The sequence below is a fragment of the Streptomyces sp. NBC_01515 genome, assembly GCF_045040345.1.
Taxonomy (GTDB): domain Bacteria; phylum Actinomycetota; class Actinomycetes; order Streptomycetales; family Streptomycetaceae; genus Streptomyces.
On record NZ_CP109416.1, the window covers coordinates 10,186,220 to 10,205,334 of the forward strand.

17 protein-coding genes are annotated in these 19,115 nt (G+C 70.9%); 8 read left to right on the plus strand and 9 right to left on the minus strand.

The annotated features are described in order from the left end of the window. The first annotated feature begins 89 nt into the window (after positions 1–89). Both OG407_RS45050 and OG407_RS45055 read left to right on the plus strand, forming a co-directional pair. Positions 90–1,250 (plus strand): ROK family protein, encoded by a 1,161-nt coding sequence (locus OG407_RS45050; protein ID WP_405866601.1) that lies wholly within the window; start codon positions 90–92, stop codon positions 1,248–1,250. Positions 1,251–1,349: 99 nt separating this feature from the next. Further along, on the plus strand, positions 1,350–1,535 hold the full coding sequence (locus OG407_RS45055) for a hypothetical protein (RefSeq protein WP_328675720.1): 186 nt from the start codon (positions 1,350–1,352) through the stop codon (positions 1,533–1,535). Positions 1,536–1,692: 157 nt separating this feature from the next. Here the strand turns inward: OG407_RS45055 and OG407_RS45060 are convergent, their stop codons facing one another. Further along, the gene (locus OG407_RS45060) at positions 1,693–3,060 is read right to left on the minus strand and encodes a S1 family peptidase (RefSeq protein WP_405866603.1); all 1,368 of its coding nucleotides are present in this window, start codon (positions 3,058–3,060) and stop codon (positions 1,693–1,695) included. A gap of 141 nt (positions 3,061–3,201) precedes the next feature. Next, on the minus strand, positions 3,202–4,185 hold the full coding sequence (locus OG407_RS45065) for a hypothetical protein (RefSeq protein WP_405866605.1): 984 nt from the start codon (positions 4,183–4,185) through the stop codon (positions 3,202–3,204). 166 nt (positions 4,186–4,351) lie between these two features. On the opposite strand from OG407_RS45065, the gene OG407_RS45070 reads away from it, so the two are divergent. Genes OG407_RS45070 through OG407_RS45080 form a run of 3 tightly spaced genes read left to right on the plus strand, consistent with a single transcriptional unit; the run spans position 4,352 to position 6,014 of the window. After that, the gene (locus tag OG407_RS45070; protein WP_405866607.1) at positions 4,352–5,110 is read left to right on the plus strand and encodes a type 1 glutamine amidotransferase domain-containing protein; all 759 of its coding nucleotides are present in this window, start codon (positions 4,352–4,354) and stop codon (positions 5,108–5,110) included. Between the two features lie 10 nt (positions 5,111–5,120). After that, a complete protein-coding gene (locus tag OG407_RS45075) occupies positions 5,121–5,507 on the plus strand; it encodes a PPOX class F420-dependent oxidoreductase (protein WP_405866609.1) in 387 nt (128 codons plus the stop codon). 36 nt (positions 5,508–5,543) lie between these two features. Next, on the plus strand, positions 5,544–6,014 hold the full coding sequence (locus OG407_RS45080) for a DUF1003 domain-containing protein (RefSeq protein ID WP_405866611.1): 471 nt from the start codon (positions 5,544–5,546) through the stop codon (positions 6,012–6,014). A 116-nt stretch (positions 6,015–6,130) separates the two neighbouring features. On the opposite strand, the gene OG407_RS45085 is transcribed toward OG407_RS45080, so the two are convergent. From OG407_RS45085 to OG407_RS45095, 3 genes are all read right to left on the minus strand, one after another. Next, positions 6,131–8,917, minus strand: coding sequence for an alpha/beta hydrolase family protein (locus OG407_RS45085; protein WP_405866613.1), 2,787 nt, complete (start codon positions 8,915–8,917; stop codon positions 6,131–6,133). A gap of 227 nt (positions 8,918–9,144) precedes the next feature. Then, the gene (locus OG407_RS45090) at positions 9,145–9,558 is read right to left on the minus strand and encodes an OB-fold domain-containing protein (RefSeq protein WP_328675713.1); all 414 of its coding nucleotides are present in this window, start codon (positions 9,556–9,558) and stop codon (positions 9,145–9,147) included. A 150-nt stretch (positions 9,559–9,708) separates the two neighbouring features. Then, positions 9,709–10,389, minus strand: coding sequence for a TetR family transcriptional regulator (locus OG407_RS45095; RefSeq protein ID WP_405868928.1), 681 nt, complete (start codon positions 10,387–10,389; stop codon positions 9,709–9,711). 177 nt (positions 10,390–10,566) lie between these two features. Here OG407_RS45095 and OG407_RS45100 point away from each other — a divergent pair, with 177 nt between their 5' ends. The 3 genes from OG407_RS45100 to OG407_RS45110 all read left to right on the plus strand — a co-directional run bounded on the left by OG407_RS45100 (position 10,567) and on the right by OG407_RS45110 (position 13,365). After that, positions 10,567–11,709, plus strand: a complete 1,143-nt coding sequence (locus tag OG407_RS45100) for a substrate-binding domain-containing protein (RefSeq protein ID WP_405866615.1) — start codon at positions 10,567–10,569, stop codon at positions 11,707–11,709. 71 nt (positions 11,710–11,780) lie between these two features. Further along, positions 11,781–12,623, plus strand: coding sequence for a hypothetical protein (locus OG407_RS45105; protein WP_405866617.1), 843 nt, complete (start codon positions 11,781–11,783; stop codon positions 12,621–12,623). 82 nt (positions 12,624–12,705) lie between these two features. Continuing rightward, entirely contained in the window at positions 12,706–13,365 is a 660-nt protein-coding gene (locus tag OG407_RS45110; protein WP_405866619.1) for a peptidoglycan-binding protein, read from the plus strand. Positions 13,366–13,632: 267 nt separating this feature from the next. Here OG407_RS45110 and OG407_RS45115 read toward each other — a convergent pair whose 3' ends face one another. The 4 genes from OG407_RS45115 to OG407_RS45130 all read right to left on the minus strand — a co-directional run bounded on the left by OG407_RS45115 (position 13,633) and on the right by OG407_RS45130 (position 19,115). Further along, positions 13,633–14,007, minus strand: a complete 375-nt coding sequence (locus tag OG407_RS45115) for a hypothetical protein (RefSeq protein ID WP_405866621.1) — start codon at positions 14,005–14,007, stop codon at positions 13,633–13,635. Between the two features lie 365 nt (positions 14,008–14,372). Then, positions 14,373–15,293: a MurR/RpiR family transcriptional regulator gene (locus tag OG407_RS45120; protein ID WP_019064418.1), complete on the minus strand. Its 921-nt coding sequence runs from the start codon at positions 15,291–15,293 to the stop codon at positions 14,373–14,375. A gap of 67 nt (positions 15,294–15,360) precedes the next feature. After that, on the minus strand, positions 15,361–17,094 hold the full coding sequence (locus tag OG407_RS45125; RefSeq protein ID WP_405866623.1) for an ArnT family glycosyltransferase: 1,734 nt from the start codon (positions 17,092–17,094) through the stop codon (positions 15,361–15,363). A 92-nt stretch (positions 17,095–17,186) separates the two neighbouring features. After that, a complete protein-coding gene (locus OG407_RS45130) occupies positions 17,187–19,115 on the minus strand; it encodes a phosphatase PAP2 family protein (RefSeq protein ID WP_405866625.1) in 1,929 nt (642 codons plus the stop codon).

Consider the following 19,115-nt stretch of genomic DNA (forward strand, 5'->3'; position numbering starts at 1 on the left):
CTGTGCGGGATTATGGCCGTAGACTGGTCCTGTTACTTCCAGAGGAAAAGAAACCTCGGGGAGGGAATCCTTGTGGGAGTGTGACCCTCATGACCACACGTGCCGCCAGCTGGCAGCCGCTGAGCCCCGGTGAACGCTCCGTCGCGATCGAGGTGCTCGTCCACGGCCCGCTGTCGCGCACCGACCTCGCGCGCCGGCTCGACCTCTCGGCGGGCAGCCTCACCCGCCTCACCAAGCCGCTGACCGAGTCCGGCCTGCTGGTCGAGGTCCCCGACGGCGGCGGCCCGGCCGAGGTCCGCCAGGGCCGCCCCTCCCAGCCCCTCGACGTGGTCGCCGAGTCGCGCACGTTCGTCGGGTTCAAGGTCACCGAGGACATGGTCTACGGCGTCGTCACCACCCTCAGGAGCGAGATCGTCGCCCGCCTCGACCGGCCGCTCACCACCCACGATCCCGCCCAAGTGGCCGATCTGCTGGGGGGGATGACCGGCGAACTCACCGCCCGCTTCCCCACGCTCACCGGCATCGGTATCGGCGTCGGCGGACTCGTCCAGGACCGTGCCGTGGTGGGGGAGTCGCCCTTCCTGCAGTGGAGCGACGTCCCGCTGGCCCAACTCGTCGAGGAGCGCACCGGGTTGCCGGTCGTCGTCGAGAACGACGTGGCCGCCCTCGTCGAGGCCGAGACCTGGTTCGGTGCCGGGCGCGGCCTCGACCGCTTCGTCGTCCTCACCATCGGCGCGGGCATCGGCTACGGCCTCGTCCTCGGCGGCAAGCGCGTGCCGTACGCCGAGGAGGACCGCGGGTTCGGCCGTCACTGGATCCTGAACCCCAACGGCCCGATCACCCCCGCAGGTCAACGCGGCAGCGCCGTCTCGCTGTTGACCATCCCGAGCATCCGCTACCAGGTCCGGGCCGCCACCGGACTCGACCTGAGCTACGAGGAGATCCTCGCCCGCGCCGCCGCCGGTGAGCCCATGGCCGCCCGTGTCATCGACGAAGCGGCCCGCGCGCTGGGCACGTTGGTCGCTCAGATCGCCAACTTCGTGCTCCCGCAGAAGATTCTGCTCGCCGGTGAGGGCGTCGGCCTGATCGACGTGGCGGGCAAGACGGTGGACGACACGCTCCGCGCCCACCGGCATCCGCTGGCCGCCCCGCTCGACGTGGAGACGAAGGTGTCCGACTTCCACGACTGGGCGCGTGGCGCAGCGGTGTTGGCGATCCAGGTGCTGGTGCTCGGTGTGGCCGAGGTGTGAATTGCGTTACGGGGCTTGACAGATGACGTGATCAGCAACACGGTCCGATATGTCCGGTTCACTCGTGATTACTCACATCGCCTTCACCTTGGGCGACGTATGCTTCACACCATGTCCACCAGCGTTGAATCAGCCACCGAGCGATCGGCAGCCGAGGTCAACGAGGAGATCAGGGCCTTGTGGCACCGATCGGGCGGGACACTGAGCGTCGAACAGCGCGAGGAGTACCGACGGCTTGTGATGGAGTGGGCCGCCGCGGCTCCGCCGTCGGCCGAGGCGGCCTGAGCGCCACCGCTGTCGACCGACGCAGGTGTCGTTGTCGGTATTCGGTATCCCGCGGCCCGGCCTTCCTCGTGACCCCGGTCCAGCCGGCCGAGCCCCTGTCGACCCGACCGACCCGATCCCCCCCGTCGAAACTCCCTCGTCGAACACCCTTGAGTGATCAGCCCCACATCGCCGAGTAGTGCCGCTGGAAGGCCTTGCGGTCCTGCTCGGCGCGGATCCAGCGCGTCGCCACCAGCGCGATCAGACTTCCCGCGATCACCAGCAGACCCGGGCCCACGTTCTTCGGGTCCGTGAGCCGCGACGCCAGAGTCGTCGACCCCGATGTGGTGTTCGTCGCGGGCGCCGAGATCCCGGGCGTGGCCGCACCGGCGGCTGCCCCACTGCCGGCGGCCGAGGCGGACGGAGCGGGCGAGGCGGCCGTCTTCGGCGCCACCAGCAACTTCACGTTCAGCGCGGCCAGCGCCTTCGTCAGCGGCTGGAAGAACGTCGTACCGCCCGCCGTGCAGTCACCGCTGCCGCCCGACGTCACGCCCAGCGCGATGCCGTTGGCGAACAACGGGCCGCCGCTGTCGCCCGGTTCGGCACACACCGTGGTCTGGATGAGACCGGTGACCGTGCCCTCGGGGTAGTTCACCGTCGCGTTGAGCGCGGTCACCTCGCCGTCGTGCAGCCCGCTGGTGCTGCCGCTGCGGAACACCTTCTCGCCCACGGCCGCGTCGGCCAGGCCCGTGATGGTCACCCCGCTGCCGTTGCCGATCGCGACGACGTCCGCGCCGTCGCCCGCCGAACCGCTCGCGTACTGCACCAGGGAGAAGTCACTGCCGGGGAAGTTGTCGGAGACCGTCTTGCCCAACTGCTGGTCGCCCTGGTTGTTGGCGAACCAGATGGACCCGACCGGCCCGCAGTGCCCGGCCGTGAGGATGAAGTCGTTCGTCCCGTCGGTCACGTTGAAGCCCGCCGAACAGCGCCCGCCGGTCGACAGGATCGGCTGCGCGCCGTTGATCCGGGTCGTGAACTTGCCCTGCGTGCGCTGCATTTGGACCGAGGCACCGATGCCGGTCGCGACCTTCTTCATCGCGGCCCAGGCGGTGGCGGAGACGCTGCTGTCGGCCTCGACCAGCACCCTGTTGTTGCGGTAGTCCATCGCCCAGGCGGTGCCCGGCACCTTCGGCGCCGAACTCAGCGTCGTGGCGGCCGAGTTCAGCACGTTCATGCTGTACTGCACGACCTTCGCCTCGGCGCCCGCCTTCGTCACCTCGGCCGCCGTCTTCGGATCGGTCACCGCGACGACCGTACGGCCGCCCGAATCGACCCAACTGCCCGCCGTACGGGCCGAACCGAGCTTCGCCACCAGGGCGGAACCCTTGTCCGCAGGGGTCTGCGGCGCGCTGAGCGTGGCGGCGGACGTGCCGGAAGAGTCACTGGCCATGGCCGCCTGGGTGACCATGGCACCTCCCAGCAGGAGTCCGCCGACGGCCGCCAACCGTGTAACTCGCCGGATGACCCGTCGTCGTGCGTGCCTCATGCTTGGCTCCCGAACCCCGAACGTGCGGTACGACACCGCGGGGCTCTCCGGTCGTTGAGTGCCCTTCCTCCATACGTGGCCCGGCGCTCCCGTGTTCACCTCACGGAGGATCGGCTTCAGCCCATGCGGCCAACGAGCGGTCTACACGGCCGAGTTGGCCTCGGCGGTGCCCAGCCTGAGCCCGCTGCCCTCGTCGCCCCAGACGGAATCCGTGCCGACGTACGGGCGCAGCAGCGCGGTGAGCGCGGGTTCGCCGCGGCCGTTCAGCTCGTCGGAGGCCAGCTTGCGGGCGATACCGGCCAGGAAGTCGGCCAGCTGCACCCGGGCGTCGGACCGGGCGGCGACGAGTTGTACGTCGCTCAGCGGGGCCGACTCCATGATCCAGGCGATCCGTTCCGGGGTGAGCATGTTCTGCCGGTCGTGCACCAGGCGGACGGACCGGCCACCGGCGAGCCAGTACCGGGTGGTACTGACGATCGAGGGGAGCAGCGGATTGAGGACGGGGAACAGCACCGGGGAGTCCCGCATCCGCTCCCGGTACGACTCCGCGCGCGACCGGGCCGCCGCGAGCCGCCCCACGATCACGCCCGCGGTCGTACCGGAGTACTCGTCGCGCAGGGCGTCGACCGTGCGGAAGAAGACGTCGGCGGGGACGGTCGCCGCGGCGTCGTTCCTGACCCGGAGGAGTTGGTTGGAGGCGGCGAGGAAGTCCCGCCAGCCACGCTCGCCGAAGGTCCTGGGCCCTTCCCGGAAGAGGGTGACCGCCTCGCTGTCGTCGCCCTCCTCATCGAGGAGCAGGTCGACGGCGCGGTCCACGACGAAGAAGGTCTTCTCGATCAGATGCACATGGGCGTTCCCGTCGCGCAACGGTCCGGCCGGGCCGAGGAACGACTCCAGCACCGCCCGGTGTTTGTCCCGCAGCAGATGGTTCGCCTTGTACTCCGTCGCCGGCGAGCGGATCCGGCGCCGTATCTCCTGCACGTACTCGGCGGCCGTCTCCGCGGGGAGCCGCACACTCGCATGGGCGAAGACGTCCGTGTTCCCGCCGGTGAGGTTCTCGCCGTCCGAGCCGGACTCGTCGCAGGCGATCTCCATCAGGGCGCCGTTCTCAGGATTCCCGGTCATCGCGCATCCCCCTGTCTTGTGCCTCATGACCAGCATCCCGCAGGAGACGTCCGGTGAACCGAATCCCCTGGCGGTGGGGGCGTTGCGGTGAGCGGGGCGTCGGTGCCGAAGCGAGCCGAGCCGCCGTGCTGTCATGGACACTCACCCCGGCTGTCATGATGACCCCATGCGCGTGCTGATGCCGGTCCCCGACCGGGACTTCGATGTCACTGAGGTCGCCGTGCCGTGGCGGTTGCTCACCGATGCCGGGCATGAGGTCGTGTTCGCCACCGAGCGGGCCGGGACCTTGCCCGCCGCCGACCCTCGGTTGCTGACCGGGGTGCTCTTCGGGCAGCTCGGTGCCGAGGACGAACCCAAGCGGTTCTACGAACAGCTGACCGCCGCACCGGAGTTCAGTGCCACCGTCGCGTGGGCGGACCTGGACGTGAGCCGCTTCGACGGGCTGTTGCTGCCCGGCGGACACGCGCCTGGCATGCGTCAGTACCTGGGGTCGCCCGAACTGCAGGCCCTAGTCGGGGAGTTCTGGAAGCTCGGCCGTCCGGTCGGCGCGATCTGTCACGGCGTTCTCGTGCTGGCGCGTACCCGCGACCCGGGCACCGGTCGCAGTGTCATCGCCGGACGCCGTACGACCTGTCTGCCCAAGTACATGGAACGTACCGCCTACTTGACCACCGGCTGGCGGCTCGGCCGCTACTACCGGACCTACCCGGCCTACGTGGAGGACGAGGTGCGGGCGGCGCTCGACGAACCGGGGACGCAGTTCGAGCGCGGTCCCAGGGAGCTCACCCGGCGTGGTACCGCGAGTGACGACGCGCATGCGTTCGTCGTGCGGGACGGGACCTATCTCTCGGCGCGCTGGCCCGGCGACGCCTACCTTTTCGCTCGGCGGTATCTCGATCTCCTGCGGGCACCGGCGGGTGCTTAGACTGCCGACCATGGACGAGACCCCGCTGGACCGGCTCGGCACAGGCCAGTACCTGCTGATCACCAGTTACCGCAAGAACGGCTCCCCGGTCGCCACCCCGGTGTGGGTGGTGCGCGACGGCGAGGCCCTCGGTGTCTGGACGCCCGCCGACTCCTGGAAGGTCAAGCGCATCCGGGCCCGCGCCGACGTCCTCGTGGGCCCCTGCGATCTGCGCGGCAACCCGACCGGCAACCAGGTCCCCGGCACCGCCGAGATCTGCGACCCCGAGACCACCGCCCAATACCGCAAGCTCATCGCGCGCAAGTACGGTCTCGTCGGGCGCATCACGATCCTCGGCAGCCGGCTGCGCCGCGGGGTCGAGGGTGCCGTCGGCATCCGCGTGACGCTCGCACCCTGAGGACGATCCCTTGCACACCGAACCCAGGGAGAGCCCGTGGACCCCGCGCTGAACCCGGACGACCTGCCGCTGCGGCAGGAGCGCGTCGTCTTCGCCCGGATGCGCGGTACCCAGGACCGGGTCGCCGACGCGATCACCGCGTTCGCCGGCACCATGCTCTTCGTCTACATCCACGCGCTGTGGTTCGCCGTCTGGATCGCCCTCAACGAAGGGCTCCTCGGGCAGGCCGGGATATTCGACCCGTACCCGTACGGGCTGCTCACGATGATCGTCAGCCTGGAGGCCATCTTCCTGTCGACCTTCGTCATGGTGAGCCAGAACCGCCAGGCCACCCGCGAGAACGTCCGCGCCGACCTCGACTTCGAGACCAACCTCCGCTCCGAGGTCTGGTCCGCCCACATCGGCGCCGCCCTCGGCCTCGACCCCCGCGAGGTCGAACAACGCGTACAGGAACTCCTCACCGAGAACCGCGCCAAGATGAACGGCGGGACACAGAAGCCGAGTTGAGCACCCGCACGAGCGCACGATGTCGTCAGTCGCACGATGAAGGGGCCGCAGCTTTCGCGCTGCGGCCCCTTCGTTTCGTGTGATGTTCCGTGACGACGTTCTTTTACGGCGTTCCGTTACGACGCGTCGAGCACCGTGCCGGTCAACTCCGGTCCGCCGCTCTGCGGGTCGCCGTTCTCGTCCACGGCCAGGAACCGTACGGACTCGGGTTGTTCGGTCACCTGGTCGGTGATCGTGGGGACGCTGATCTCCCCGCTGAGCCGGCCCGCCGGGACGGACGTCCAGAGGAACAGGCTCAGCACCTTGGACAGCGGGCGCTCCGGCGCGGCTTCCTCACCGGAGTTCTCACTGAGCCACTGCGGGTCGACGTCCAGGGTGGACAACTCCGGGCCCGAGGCGATCGGTTGGACGAGGAACGCGGGGTTGAGTTCCACGTCGGCGGGTGCGGACAGTGTCACCTTCCACTTGAGGGGCTGCCCCTCGGTGACCCGGTCCGCGATCGGCGTGACGGTGAACGTGGGCATCGGGTCGTCGTTCTCGGTGGTCACCCCGCCCCGGTGGGCGCCGACCACCGCGCCGTGCACCGCCTTCACGAAGATGTCGTGCTGGACGCCGTAGTCGAAGCGGGTGTTGCCCTCTACCTTGACCGGTACGTCGATGGCGTTGCTGCCGGGCCGTACCGTCACCAGGCGTGAAGTGTCCTGGCCGGTGGCCGGGTTGTCGACGTAGAGCCGGACCTGGCCGCTGCCGTGGCCGGAGACCTGGACGGGTACGCGATACGTCTTGACGCCCGAGTCCCCTTCCTTGACGGTGAGTCGGCCGATGTCGACGCGGGGGAGCGGGGACGGGGTGACCGCCGGAGTGCCGGGGCGCCAGGCCCAGGCGTCCATCAGCCAGGCCTGGCCGGAGCGTGAACGCGGGGTCAGGTCAAGGGACTTGACGTGGCGCAGGTCGAGCCCGGCGTGCGAGGCGGCGGCCAGCGGTACGCGGACCTCGCGGGCCCAGTAGGACGCGGTGCGCTGGGTGCCGGGGAGGCCGTCGACGCGGACCCGGCCGAGGGTCGCGCGGTGGCCGGAGGTGTCGGTCACGGACACGTCGAGCTGGGTGCCGGTGGTGTTGGGCGGCACGATCACGCGCAGGGCGAGGCCCTTGGCGCCGCCGAGGGAGACGGGCTTGCTCGGACGGACCGTCACCGGTGAACCGGCGGCGGACCAGCGCAGTGCGACGGCACGGCGGCCGACCTCCTTCGAGGCCTCCCACTGCGCGAAGTGCGGCGAGCTGCCCTTGGAGTCTTCGCTCAGGCAGGCGACGGCCGGGTCGGGGTCCACCGCGGAGCACAACTTGCCGCCCGAGACGGTGACTTGACCGTCGGGCAGGAACCCGGCACCACGGTTCGCGCCCACCGCGTGGGTGAGGACCCGCGCGGGGTCGGCAGAGGGCGCCCGGCGGCCGGAGCCGTCGAGCAGCTGGCGCGCCCGGTCGTCGCCGCCGATGAACAGCCGTGCGGCCGTGGCGATGTAGGTGGAGCCGGCCTTGTGCTGCTGGTCGGCGGTCAGCCGGGTCGCGGCGCCCGGCGAGCACACCGCGTCCCGCTGGTCGGGGTCGTCGTAGAAGTCGTCGGACGCGGGCGCCTCGGCCTGGCCCGGCGTCCACTCGGTGTTGAAGAAGTTGTGGTCGGCGCCCTCGACGTAGACCGCGCTGTGCAGGGCGGTACCTCGGCTGACCCCGCGGGTGCCGTCGACGTAGACCTCGCCCTGGAGGTCGGAGACGTCGCCGTCGCAGCCGGGCAGGATCGTCACCGACGGGACGTCGGCCACCGGGTTCTGGCCGAAGATGGTCGGGCCGATGAGGACGGTGCCGCGGATCTTCCAGCGGACCGGGCCGTGATAGCCGTCCTGGGTGGCCGGCGGCGGGTAGAGGCTGTCCATCGCCGCGCGGTTGACGCCCTCGCCACCGCGCGAGTGGCCGATCAGCAGGACGCGGGAGAGGTCGGCCTGCGGTGCGTTGCGGACGACCGGCGGAGCGGTGTCCGGGTGGGCGGACCAGTCGGCCCAGTGGGCCAGGTGCTGCCGGATCAGCGACGAACGGGCTTGCGCGCCGGCGTCCTCGGCATCGGCGTCCTGCGCGTTGATGCCGTTCGCGGAGATCGACACCGTGACGTAGCCCTGGGAGGCGAGGAGTTGCTGGTCGCGCAGGTAACCCCGGTAGCTCGGGACCGACTTGAGGCCGGTGGGGCAGGGCCAGTCGCCGGTGATGTCCTCGGTGCCGGGCTTGTAGCAGGTGTAGTGGCGGCCGTGCAGGAACAGTGCGAGCGGCCGCTTGCCGGTGGCGCCCTTCGGCGCGACCACGACGGCCCGCATCTCGATCGGCTGCGGATACCCGGGCAGCCGGACCGAGTTGAGCGAGTACTCGCCGGTCGTCGTACGGTACGTGCCCGGTTTGCCGGGATCGATCGCGCCGGCCGGGAGCGGGGCCGCGGGCTGCGCGGCGACCTCAGAACGGCCCTTGCCGGAGCCGCTGTTGTCACCGGCGGCGTCCAACCGCCGTCCTGCGGCCAGTACTTGAAGGTCCGTCAGCTGCTTGGGGGCTACGGCGCCGAGGCCGAGCCGGAACGTCCGTCCGTCCTTGGCCGGGCTCGGCACACCGAGGAGCCGGCCCCCGGCGTGGAACTCGACGCGGGCGTCCCCCATGGGCACCCGCTGGCCGGAGCGCCAGACCAGCTGCTGCGCGGAGCCCTTCCCCGTGATCCGCCAACCCGGCGGGAGAGTACCGTCGTTGGCCGTCGCCGCCGCCGTGAACGGTCCGGCGTCCGACGGTGGCACCGCCTGCGCCGACCCGGACATCCCTCCCGCCACCGCGAGCACCGCCGCGGCCGTGACCCATATTCGCCGGGCACGGAACAATGTGTTCTCCTCCTCGAACCCCAGGCTCAGGCGCCCCGTCGATCACGGGAGCCTCTCGCGCCCCGGAGGACGGGAAGCAGAGCCTGTGGGTTGCCTGTGGAGGAGGATTCGGCTGATCTTCGTCGGGTGGGCCCGAACTCGGGCTCGCGCCACGGCCGTTCAGTAACCGCCCGCCGATCGGGGCGGGTCGGTGCCGAACTGCTCGGCCGATCCAGCCGGTTCGGCCGTCAGTGCCAGGCGCGGTACGGCTCGTCGAGAAGTTGGAAGACCGGCTCGCCGCGCACCGGGTCCTTGGCCGTGGACAGCCGGACGCGGTCGCCGCTGTGGATGCCGATGGGCGGGCCTATGACCCGGCCGCGCACCACGAAGCCCTCGGCCATCTCGATCAGCGACACATTGCGAGCGGCGGGGGTGTTGCGGTGCACGACCGTGGAGTGGCGGACCGTACCGGTGCCCTCGCTGCGCTCCGTGCGGAGGTCCCCGCCCTGGCAGACCGGGCACAACAGCCGGTGGTACATGGCCGTAGCGCACCAGGTACAGCGTTGGAAGAGGATGGTGTCCCCGTCCGCGGTGGGCGGATCGAGGAGGCCCGCCGGGGAGCCGACTGCCGGACGGGTCGCGAATCCTGAGTGGTGGTACACGCTGTCAACTCCCTGCGCTCGGCCGGAATCCCGCGCGCACGGGCGAGCCGGGCACGCAGGTGCGCGGCTTGCCGTGCCACCGTGCACGACCACAGCGTATGGCACTCAGTGCCAAGCGTAAAGACACTGCGTACCCTTGGCTTTTCCGGTTCAGTCGCGGCCGAACGCGGACTCGATCTCCTGGACGACGCGCCACATGGGGGCATCACGCCGGGAGACGACCACCACGACGTCCTCGGGGCGATGCTCCTGCTGTACGCCGACGGCCCGCACCGGAGGGTGTCCGAAGGCGGACTGCACATACCCCAGGGCGTGGTCCACCTCGGCACCCGCGTCGCGCTGCCCGTCCGAACGCAGCCAGGAACGCAGGGCGTTGTTGTGCGCCGCGACCACGGCCGCCGCGATCACGTCCGCCTGCAGGGTGCCGTCGCGGCGCCCGGCGAAGCGCCCGCGCAGATAGTCGGCGAGGGCGCGCTCGTAGCGCCACACCACCGACAGCTCGTAGGCGCGCAGCCCCGGCACCTTCTTGGTGAGGCGGTAACGCTGCACGGAGAAGGTCGGGTTCTCGTTGTACATGCGCAGGACGAGCCGGGCCGCGTCGCAGACCCGCCGTACGGGTTCGTGCTCGTCGCCGCCGGCGGAGAGGAAGGCCGTCATGTCGGCCAGGCAACGCTCGTGGTCGGGGAAGACCACGTCCTCCTTGGACGGGAAGTAGCGGAAGAACGACCGCCGGCCGACCCCGGCCAGCGCCACGATGTCGTCGATGGTGGTCTGTTCGTAGCCCCGCTCCAGGAACAGCTGGAACGCGGCCGCCACCAGGGCGTCCCGCATGGGCGGCTTGGAGCTCATGGACGGGAACGTAGCACCAGGCCGACCTGGATGGCACTCAGTGCGCTGCGGATGGGGACTGAGTCCCCTCGAAGATCTGGAGCGACCGATGTGATCGAAACGATCGATACGGTCCGCCGCATAGAGTGACCGCGACCAGTTTGACCTTCAGGGGGACCCATGCGACCGCACGTCGACCAGCGCCATGAGCGGGTGCTCGAACTCGTCCGTGAGCGCGGCAGCCTGCGGGTCGCCGAACTCGCGGCCGAACTCGGCGTCTCCGCCGTCACCTTGAGGCGTGACGTGGAGGCGCTGGCCGGCCAGGGCCGGGTGCGCCGGCTGCACGGCGCGGTGGTGTGGCCGGGCGGCGGGAGCACCGTCGAGGCGCGGTCGGCGCGACAGAAGTCCGCCGGGTCCGCTGAGACTGCCGTGTCCACCGCGTCCACCGCGTCCGCCGAGGGCGTCGTGATCGGAATGATCGTGCCGACCACCGCCTCGATCTTCGCCGGCACAGTGCGCGGTGCCCGCGAGGCCGTGACGGCACAGGGCGGCCGACTGGTGCTCGGAGTCTCCGGATACGTCGACACGGAGGACGCCGTCCAGGCCGGGCACCTCCTCGCGGGTGGCGCGCAAGGGCTGCTCGTCGCGCCCAGTTGGCCGGGCGGTGTGCCCGTCGGCGGCCAGGAACAGTGGCTGCTGGACCGGGGAGTGCCCACCGTCCTGGTCGAACGCTCCGCCCCGCCCGGCAACCCCGCCGCCGCCCTCGACCGGGTGCGCACCGACCGCGCCCACGGTGCCGCGGTCGCCGTCGGCCACTTCGCCGCCCTCGGCCATCACCGGATCACCGCGGTACTCCAGGACGGCCCGCACGCCGCGCAGATCAGCGCGGGCTACGAGGCGGCCGTACGCTCCCTCGGTCTCGACGACGCCCGGGGTGCCCCGTCCGTCCGCGAACACGGCGACTACGAATCGAGCGTGGACTACCTGGCCGACGCGGTCCGCGAGCGCGGAGTCACCGCCGCCCTCGTGCACAGCGACGAGGACGCGATCGTGCTCGTGCCCCGACTCCAGGCCCGAGGCATCCGCGTCCCGGACGACCTGGCGCTCATCGCCTACGACGACGAGGTCGCCCCGCTCGCCGACGTACCGCTCACCGCCGTGGCCCCGCCCAAGCGAGCGGTGGGGGAGTCGGCCGCGAAACTCCTCCTGCAACGGCTCGCCGAGCGCGGCAGCGGACGACGGCTGGCCCCGCGTCAACACGTCGAACTCCTCCCCGAGTTGAGGATCCGCTCGTCCTGCGGGGCCAAAACGCTCGCCCGCTGATCACGGGCCGACCGTTTTGATCATTCCGCGCGAACGCTCTCGGTGAACGCTCTCGACCAAGGAGAACCGGCATGCCCTCCACACCCCTCGCCCGCCCCCGCATCCTGTACGTGACCGACCTTGCCTACCCCGCGCGCGGGCGCCGCTACTGCGACGAGGACATCGACCTGACCTCCCGGCTGCGCGAGGACTTCGACCTGGCGCTGTGTCATCCGCTGGACGCCGCCGCGCTGATGGACGGCTTCGACGCGGTCGTCGTCCGCAACAGCGGTCCCGTCCTCGGCTACCAGGCGGAGTACGACGCGTTCCGTGAGCGCGCGCTCCGCACCGGGGCCCGGGTCTACAACCAGCTGTCGGGCCGGGCGGACATGGCGGGCAAGCAGTACCTCCTCGACCTGAGCGCCGCCGGGTTCCCCGTCATCCCGACCGTCGACCGCGTCGAGGACCTGGACCGGCTGCCCCGCACGGACCGCTACGTGGTCAAGCCCAAACGCGGCGCCGACTCCATAGGCCTGGAGATCGTCGAGGCCGACCGCCTGCCCGCGCTGGCCGACGGGAGTGTCCTCGTCCAGCCGTGCGTCGACTTCTCGTACGAGGTGTCCTTCTACTTCGTCGACCACGACTTCCAGTACGCCCTCTACGCGCCGGACACCGAGAAGCGCTGGCAGCTGGAACCGTACGAACCCGCCCTGGCGGACCTGGAGTTCGCGCAGCGGTTCATCGACTGGAACGGCATCGACCACGGCATCCAGCGCGTCGACGCCTGTCGCGCCCCGGACGGCCGGCTGCTCCTGGTCGAGCTGGAGGACCTGAACCCGTACCTCTCCCTGGAGGCGCTCGACGACACCCGGCGGGACGCGTTCGTCGCCGCCCTGACGGCCTCCCTGCACCGGTTCGTGCGAGCGTGCGGCTGAGCTGAACTCCGGCGGCCGTGCGCGCGTATCTCTCCAGGGGGGATGGCGGACATCCGTGCGCGCGGAACGGAAGGAGAGCAGTGTGTCTACACCGCCCGAACCGGGATCGTCGCCCGGCGGCCCGGTCCTGGAACCCGCCCGGGTCCTGCGCCGCCGCCGCTCCGACAACCTCGCGGAGCTGCTGCGGGAGCCCCGCCGTGACTCCTCCGTCTTCGAGTCCGTGCCGGTGCCCCGGCCGATCTTCGGCTCCGAGGCCGAGACACAGGAACTGCCGCCCGTACCCGGCGAGTCGCACCCGCTGCCGACCACCACGAGTCCCTTCGGCCCCGGACTGCGCAGGGCCGCGATCGTGGTCGGCGTGAGCGCCGCGGCGCTGGTCGGCTTCGCCTGCGCCCTCCTGCTCCCCGGCAAGGGGGAAGCCAGCACGGCCCAGCCGGTCGGCACACCGACCCCGGTGGCGTCCGCAACGGCGACCACCGCCGCGACCGCCGACCCGGACGGCGCCGGCACCCTCCGCGAGGGCGACAGCGGACCCGAGGTGAAGGAGCTGGAGCAGCGGCTCCTGCGCATCCCCAACGTCTACGAGAACGGCTCCACCAGCGGCCAGTACGACGCGACCCTCACGGCCGCGGTCGCCCGCTTCCAGCTCTGGTACGGCATCCGGGGCGACGAGAACGGTGTGTACGGCGACGACACCCGCAAGGACCTGGAGTCCCGCACGACACTCGACAACGGGCAGTAGGCGCACGGGTTTCGAGCGTCCGGGGTGTCGAACGCGGGGCAAGGCCTGGGAAAAGTCGGTGGTGACGGAGCCGTAGAGCCTCATCATGGACAGCGCGGCGCCGCAGGTCGGCGGTGTCGTGCCCGTTCCGAACCGAAGGCCACGCCGATGAGCGGCTCCCGCGTTCCCGGTCTGATCCTGCCCGGAGTCCTGCTGCTGGCCCTCGTCGTGGGCGCGTTCTGGTACTGGCGGCACCGCGACGACGACTGACCCGGACCGGCGCAGAGGTCAGCGTCCCGTGCTGTGTCCGACCAGCGCCTCGGTCACGGCCCGCACGCTGCGCGCGATGTGCTGGAGCTGGAGGACCTCGGCGGCGTACAGCTTGATGGTGTGCTCGATGACCGCCTCGGGCAGGCCGATGCCGGGCAGGTCGGCGCGCGCGGTCTGCAGGGCGGTGCGGGCCACCCGGATCTCGTGCTGGACCTGGATCTGCGCGTGGCGGGCGAGCAGTACGGGGTGGCGGATGAACGCGGGGTAGCTGGCGTAGCGGGCCGGCACCAGCTCGCGCAGCCACTTGGCCGCCGAGCGCTCCCAGTCGTAGCTGCCGGGCGTCTTGACCTGGCAGGGCCAGTCCTGGCTGATGCGCGTGGTGGTCAGTTGCATGTCATCGCTTCCCGGTGTGCGGCGTCGCGGGGGTGGGTCGACGGTGTGAGGCGGCCCCGGCCCAGGGGATGGCCGAGGCCGCCTTGGGCGCTCGCGGAGGCGATGCCCTACCGAACACGTCCGGCGCCGACGCGGGTAGGAGACGGCGGCTGGGCGTGTTCGTGAGAGGGCCCCGGGAAGCGGGTGTCGCCGGCGCGGCGGGTCGAGCGGAGGTGCGCATGGGCGGACCGGGCTTTCTCGGGGCGGGTGCGATCCGTGAGCAGTATTTATATATGCCGTCCGCTTTGCAAGGCGTATGAAAACATTCATGCGCGAAATGGGCGCAATCGTCCCGTTTCACGTTCGTATGAGGGGGGAGCGGCGGGTCAGTCCCGCATGAAGAACTGGTGCTGCTCGGCGATCTGCTCGTAGTCCTCCAGGCGGGCCTGGGTCCGCTCCGGATCGGCGTCCGTCATGGCCTGGAGCAGCGCGGAGGCCATCACGCCGGGCGCCGCGTACGAGTCGAAGACCAGGCGGGAACCGGTGCCGGTGGCGAAGGTGACGTCGGCCTCGTCGGCCAGCGCGCCGAGCGCCAGATCGGTCACGAGGGCCACCTTGAGCCCGGCGCTGCGCGCCACCCGGAGCGTGGTGAGCGTCTCGTGCGCGTGCCGGGGCATGTCGAACGCGAGCAGCCAGGTGCCGCCCGCCTCGCGGGACTGCAGGATCGCGTCGTAGGCGACGCTGCCGCCGCGGGTCACCAGCCGTACGTCGGGGTGGATGCGGCGCGCGGCGTACGCGAAGTACTCGGCCAGCGAGACGGAGATGCGCAGGCCGAGGACGGTCAGCGGGGTGGACGCCGACAGTTCGCGGCCGACCTCGATCAGCCGGTCGGGGTCGGCGAAGTCCCGGCGCAGGTTCTCCAGGTTCGCGATCTCGGCGTCGACCGCGGCCTGCAGTTCGTTGCTCCGGTTCTCCTCGGCCGCCGGGCCGCCCGCGAGGGTGCGCAGGGCGATCGCCTGCAACCGCTCCCGTAGCGCCGGGTAACCGCTGAAGCCGACCGCCGCGGCGAACCGGGTCACCGAGGGCTGGCTCACGCCGACGCGTTCCGCGAGGTCGGTGATGGAGAGGAACGCCGCCTCGGTGATGTGCTCGATCAGGTACTGGGCGATGCGCCGTTGGCCCGGTGACAGCCGTGGCCCGTCGAAGAGTTCCCTGAGTTGGGACGTCGGTGCCGCGCCGACTTCCGGGTCGGTTTTTCCCGAGGTGATCACGGATGCCTGGGCGCGTGCCTGCTGCGGCGATGGCACCGGTGCGCCTCCTTTGTCTCCCACAGCCACTCAACATAGCTCACAGAGCGTTGTGACCAGAGAGTGATCAGCGCCGGTAGATCGTGATCGAATGACCGACTTGATCGATCGGACGACTGCTGTCGATCAACTCGGCCAGTTTCCCTTGCGCTTTGTCGATCGCGGTGTCCGAAACGACCAACAGCCCGTGCACATCGCGCACTCCTGCCTTGCGCGGATCGGACGACGCGATGCCGTAGTACGACGGCACACCACTGCCCTTGTAGACGAGCCAGATCCGCTCGCCCGCGTACCGCTCGCGCAGCCGGTCGGCGAGGCGGCCGAGGTCCTGGCCCCAGTCCACGTTGGAGTCGTGCAGCCGCAGATAGGTCTTCGAGGGACCGCCGAACGCCTCGTTGGAGTACGGCAGATAGTAGGGGAACGTCCGCAGCGAACTGACCGCGACGAACGCCACCAGCACCCCCGTGGACAGCGGAGCCCACCGCCACCACGACCGCAGCGCCGGCACGCAGGCCGCCGCGACCGCCAGGAACATCGGCACGAAGATCGCGTACCGCGTGCCGAAGTCCCGCGAGCCGTCCATCGCCGTGGCCAGCAACACGGCGGTGGGCACGAGGAGATACGGCGCCGCGGGCCGCAATCGCCGTACCGCCACGACCGCTACGGCACCCGCCGCCCACAGCGCGATCATGCCGAGCGGGGTCTTCACCATCAGGGCCACCGGCAGGTAGTACCAGTGCGACCCGGTGTAGAGGTGCCCGAACAGGAAGCCCTGCCACGGGTAGTCCTCCAGGCCGAACTGGATGAGCATCCCGTCCCGGAACGCGCGCGGGAACGGCAGCAGCGGTACCAACTGCCCGCGCAGCCCGTGGATGACGGGCACCGGTTCCGTGGACGTGAACCGCAGGTGGGGATCGACGGCGAGATACGACGCCCATACGACGGCGAGCGCCACCACCGCCACCACGGCCGCGCCCGCCGCCCCGAGGGCCAGTACCCGCAGCCGGGCGGCGCGGTCGGCCGGTCGGCGGGCGGACCACACCGACACGACGGCCAGGAGCATCAGCACCGGTACGGCGGGCAGGGCGCTCATCTTCGTCGCGACGGCGGCTCCGAGCGCCGCCCCAGCGAGCGGCAGGTACAGGCGCGGCCGTCGCCTGGCCCGCCACAGCAGCCACGCCGACGTCAGCAGAAAGCCGGCCTGCGGCACGTCCAGCGTGGCCAGCGAGCCGTGCGCGATGACATCCGGTGAGAACGCGTAGAGCGCGAGGGCCACCAACGCCCGCGCCGGGCCCACGAGTTCACGGGCGAACGCGAACACGACCAGGCCGAACAGCAGAGTCAGCACGATCACCGGCAACCGGGCCCAGAACATCAGCCGCCAGGGGTCGTTGCCCGACTCGTACAGCAGATGGCGGCCCAACTCGCCTTGGTCGCCCTTGTAGTCGGTGTCGAAGTGCGGGTCGGCGATGGCGATTCCGGCGGCGATCAGCAGCTTCCCGAGGGGCGGGTGCTCGGGGTTGTAGTCGAGGCTGTGCTCGCGCAGATAGACGGTGGCCGTGGCCACGTACACCGGTTCGTCGATGGTCGGCGTCTGCTGTACGGCGGTCGTGACCATCACGGCGGCCATCTGCGCGAGGAGCACCACCACGAGGAGCGGCAACAGCCATCGCTTACGGCGCCGCAGTCCGGCGTAGAGGCGGGTCGACCGCGAGCCGTCGGCGCGCTGCGGCGAGTCCCCGCCACCGCCGTCGTCGAGCGTGCCGGGGTCGAGGACCGAGTGCTGTTCGCGCGCCATCATCCGCCCTGCGGTGAGGCCGGCCGCGTGGTGGCGGGAGCGAGCCGGGGCCGGGTCATGGCCCTACTGTCGCATCGCTCCCGCCACCAGGGGCGTCACCGCTTCAGGAGTCGTACCGACAGACCTTCCGCCGTATACACGGGTACGGCCCGCAGCTTGTCCGAGTTCACCGTGATGCTGTCGAACTGGCCGCGCAGCGAGGAGGCACTCAGGACCCGCACCGTGGAGCCCGCGACCGGCGGGTGTGCGGCGTCGAACCGCAGGGACAGCGTGCTGCCCCTGCCGAGCGTCGCGCGCCGGGTGACCTCGACGGCGGGCTGGTGGCCCGAGCGGAGCGTGACCTCCAGCGTGGCGGACTGCTGGGTGTAGGCCCCGTGGATCTGCACGGACTCCGAGACCCGCAGCGCACCGCCGAGCACACTCACGTCGCCGTGGCCCAGCGCGTGCGCCGAACCGGCCACCAGCGCACCGGACTTGAGCACGGTCCCGCCGGTGTACGCGTTGTGCCCGGTCAGGGTGAGCGTGCCGGTGCCCTGCTTGGTCAGGCCGCCGCAGCCGTCGATGTCGTTGCGCCAGGCGTCGGCCGCACCGAAGCCACCGGCCGCCGCGTCGAGGGAGACGACGACGTCGGACTCGAAGGAGCCGTAACCGTCCGCCGCCGCGAAGAGGTTGAGCCGCCCCCACTGCTCGAAGCCGTCGAGCAGGACGTACCCGGACGGCAGCGCGGTGGTGCGCAGCACCGCGCGTCGCTGCGCCGCGTCGAGGTACGGCAGCCGGGTCTCCAGCAGGACCTCCGCGCCCTTGGGCACGGTCAGCGCCTTGTCGCGGCCGTTGCGGGTGAGCACGTAGGTGAACTTGGGCTTCACCAGACGGGAGTTGGCGGTCCGGTCCGCGTACGGGTCGGCCGCGGTGGTCGCCGCGTGGGCGTAGGCGTACAGGGTGTCCGCCGTCGTGCCGGTCTTCGCCTCGAAGTAGGCGAGGGCCTGCGCGCGCGCCGCTGCCTTGAGCGCCGCGTTGGCCGGGTCGGCGAGCGTGGCGGCGGCCAGCGCGGTGGCCATGATGCGGCCGCCCATCACGTCGACCGTCGAGTGCATGCCGGCCATGATCCGGGTGTGGCTCAACTCGAAGGTGCGGGTGACCAGTTCCTGGAAACGCTCCGGCACGGCGTACGCGTAGGCGAGGCCCGCCAGGTGGAAGGCGTTGGTGTGGCCGCTGGGGAAACCGCCGTCGTCCACCGGTGACGTGCTGCGCTGGCGCAGGAGTTGGGGCGCGACGATCACCTTCGAGTCGTAGACCGGGAAGCCGAGCGCGTCGACCTTGCCCGTGTCGACGACCTCGCTCTTCTCGTTCATGCGCCACGGACGCGGGTACTGGTAGGCGTACTTGCCCGGGTTGCCCGACGCGTAGTTGCCGCGCACGGTGTCGACCAGTTCGGCCACCTTGCCGAGCGCGGAGTCGTGCGAGCCCGCGCCGAGCGCGGCACCGGCGGGCGCGTCGGCGGGGACGGCGTCGTTGATCGTGGTGGCGGGCGTGCCGTCGGGAGCGCTGGTGATCGAAGTGACCGCCAGGGCACCGGACTTGTACAGGCCGGCCAGCGGACCCAGGCCCGCGATCATGGCGTAGCTCTGGTGCTGGCGGTCGTAGAGGAACGCCTCCTTCGCCTGGGCCTCGGTGCGGTGCGTGGTGAGGTCGACGCAGTACCGCATGTTGGCGCGCAGGATCTCGGGGCGGAGCGGGGTGCCGGTGTTCCAGGCGGCGCCGGTCTTCCATATCTGGGCCATGCCGCCGAGGACCCGGACCACGGCGTTGGTCTCGGGCGTCAGGTTCGCGATGACGTTCGTCTTGTAGTCGTCCACGAACGCGAGCGGAGCCGTGGCGGCCTTGGCGTCCGCGGTGGCCAGCCAGCTGACCAGCGTGGGCGCGGCGACCACGGCGGCCGAGGCGCCGAGCGAGGTCTTGAGGAAACCACGTCTGTTCACAGCGGGTCGAACGGCGTTCGTGCGCTGCTCGGCGGGTGACGGCAT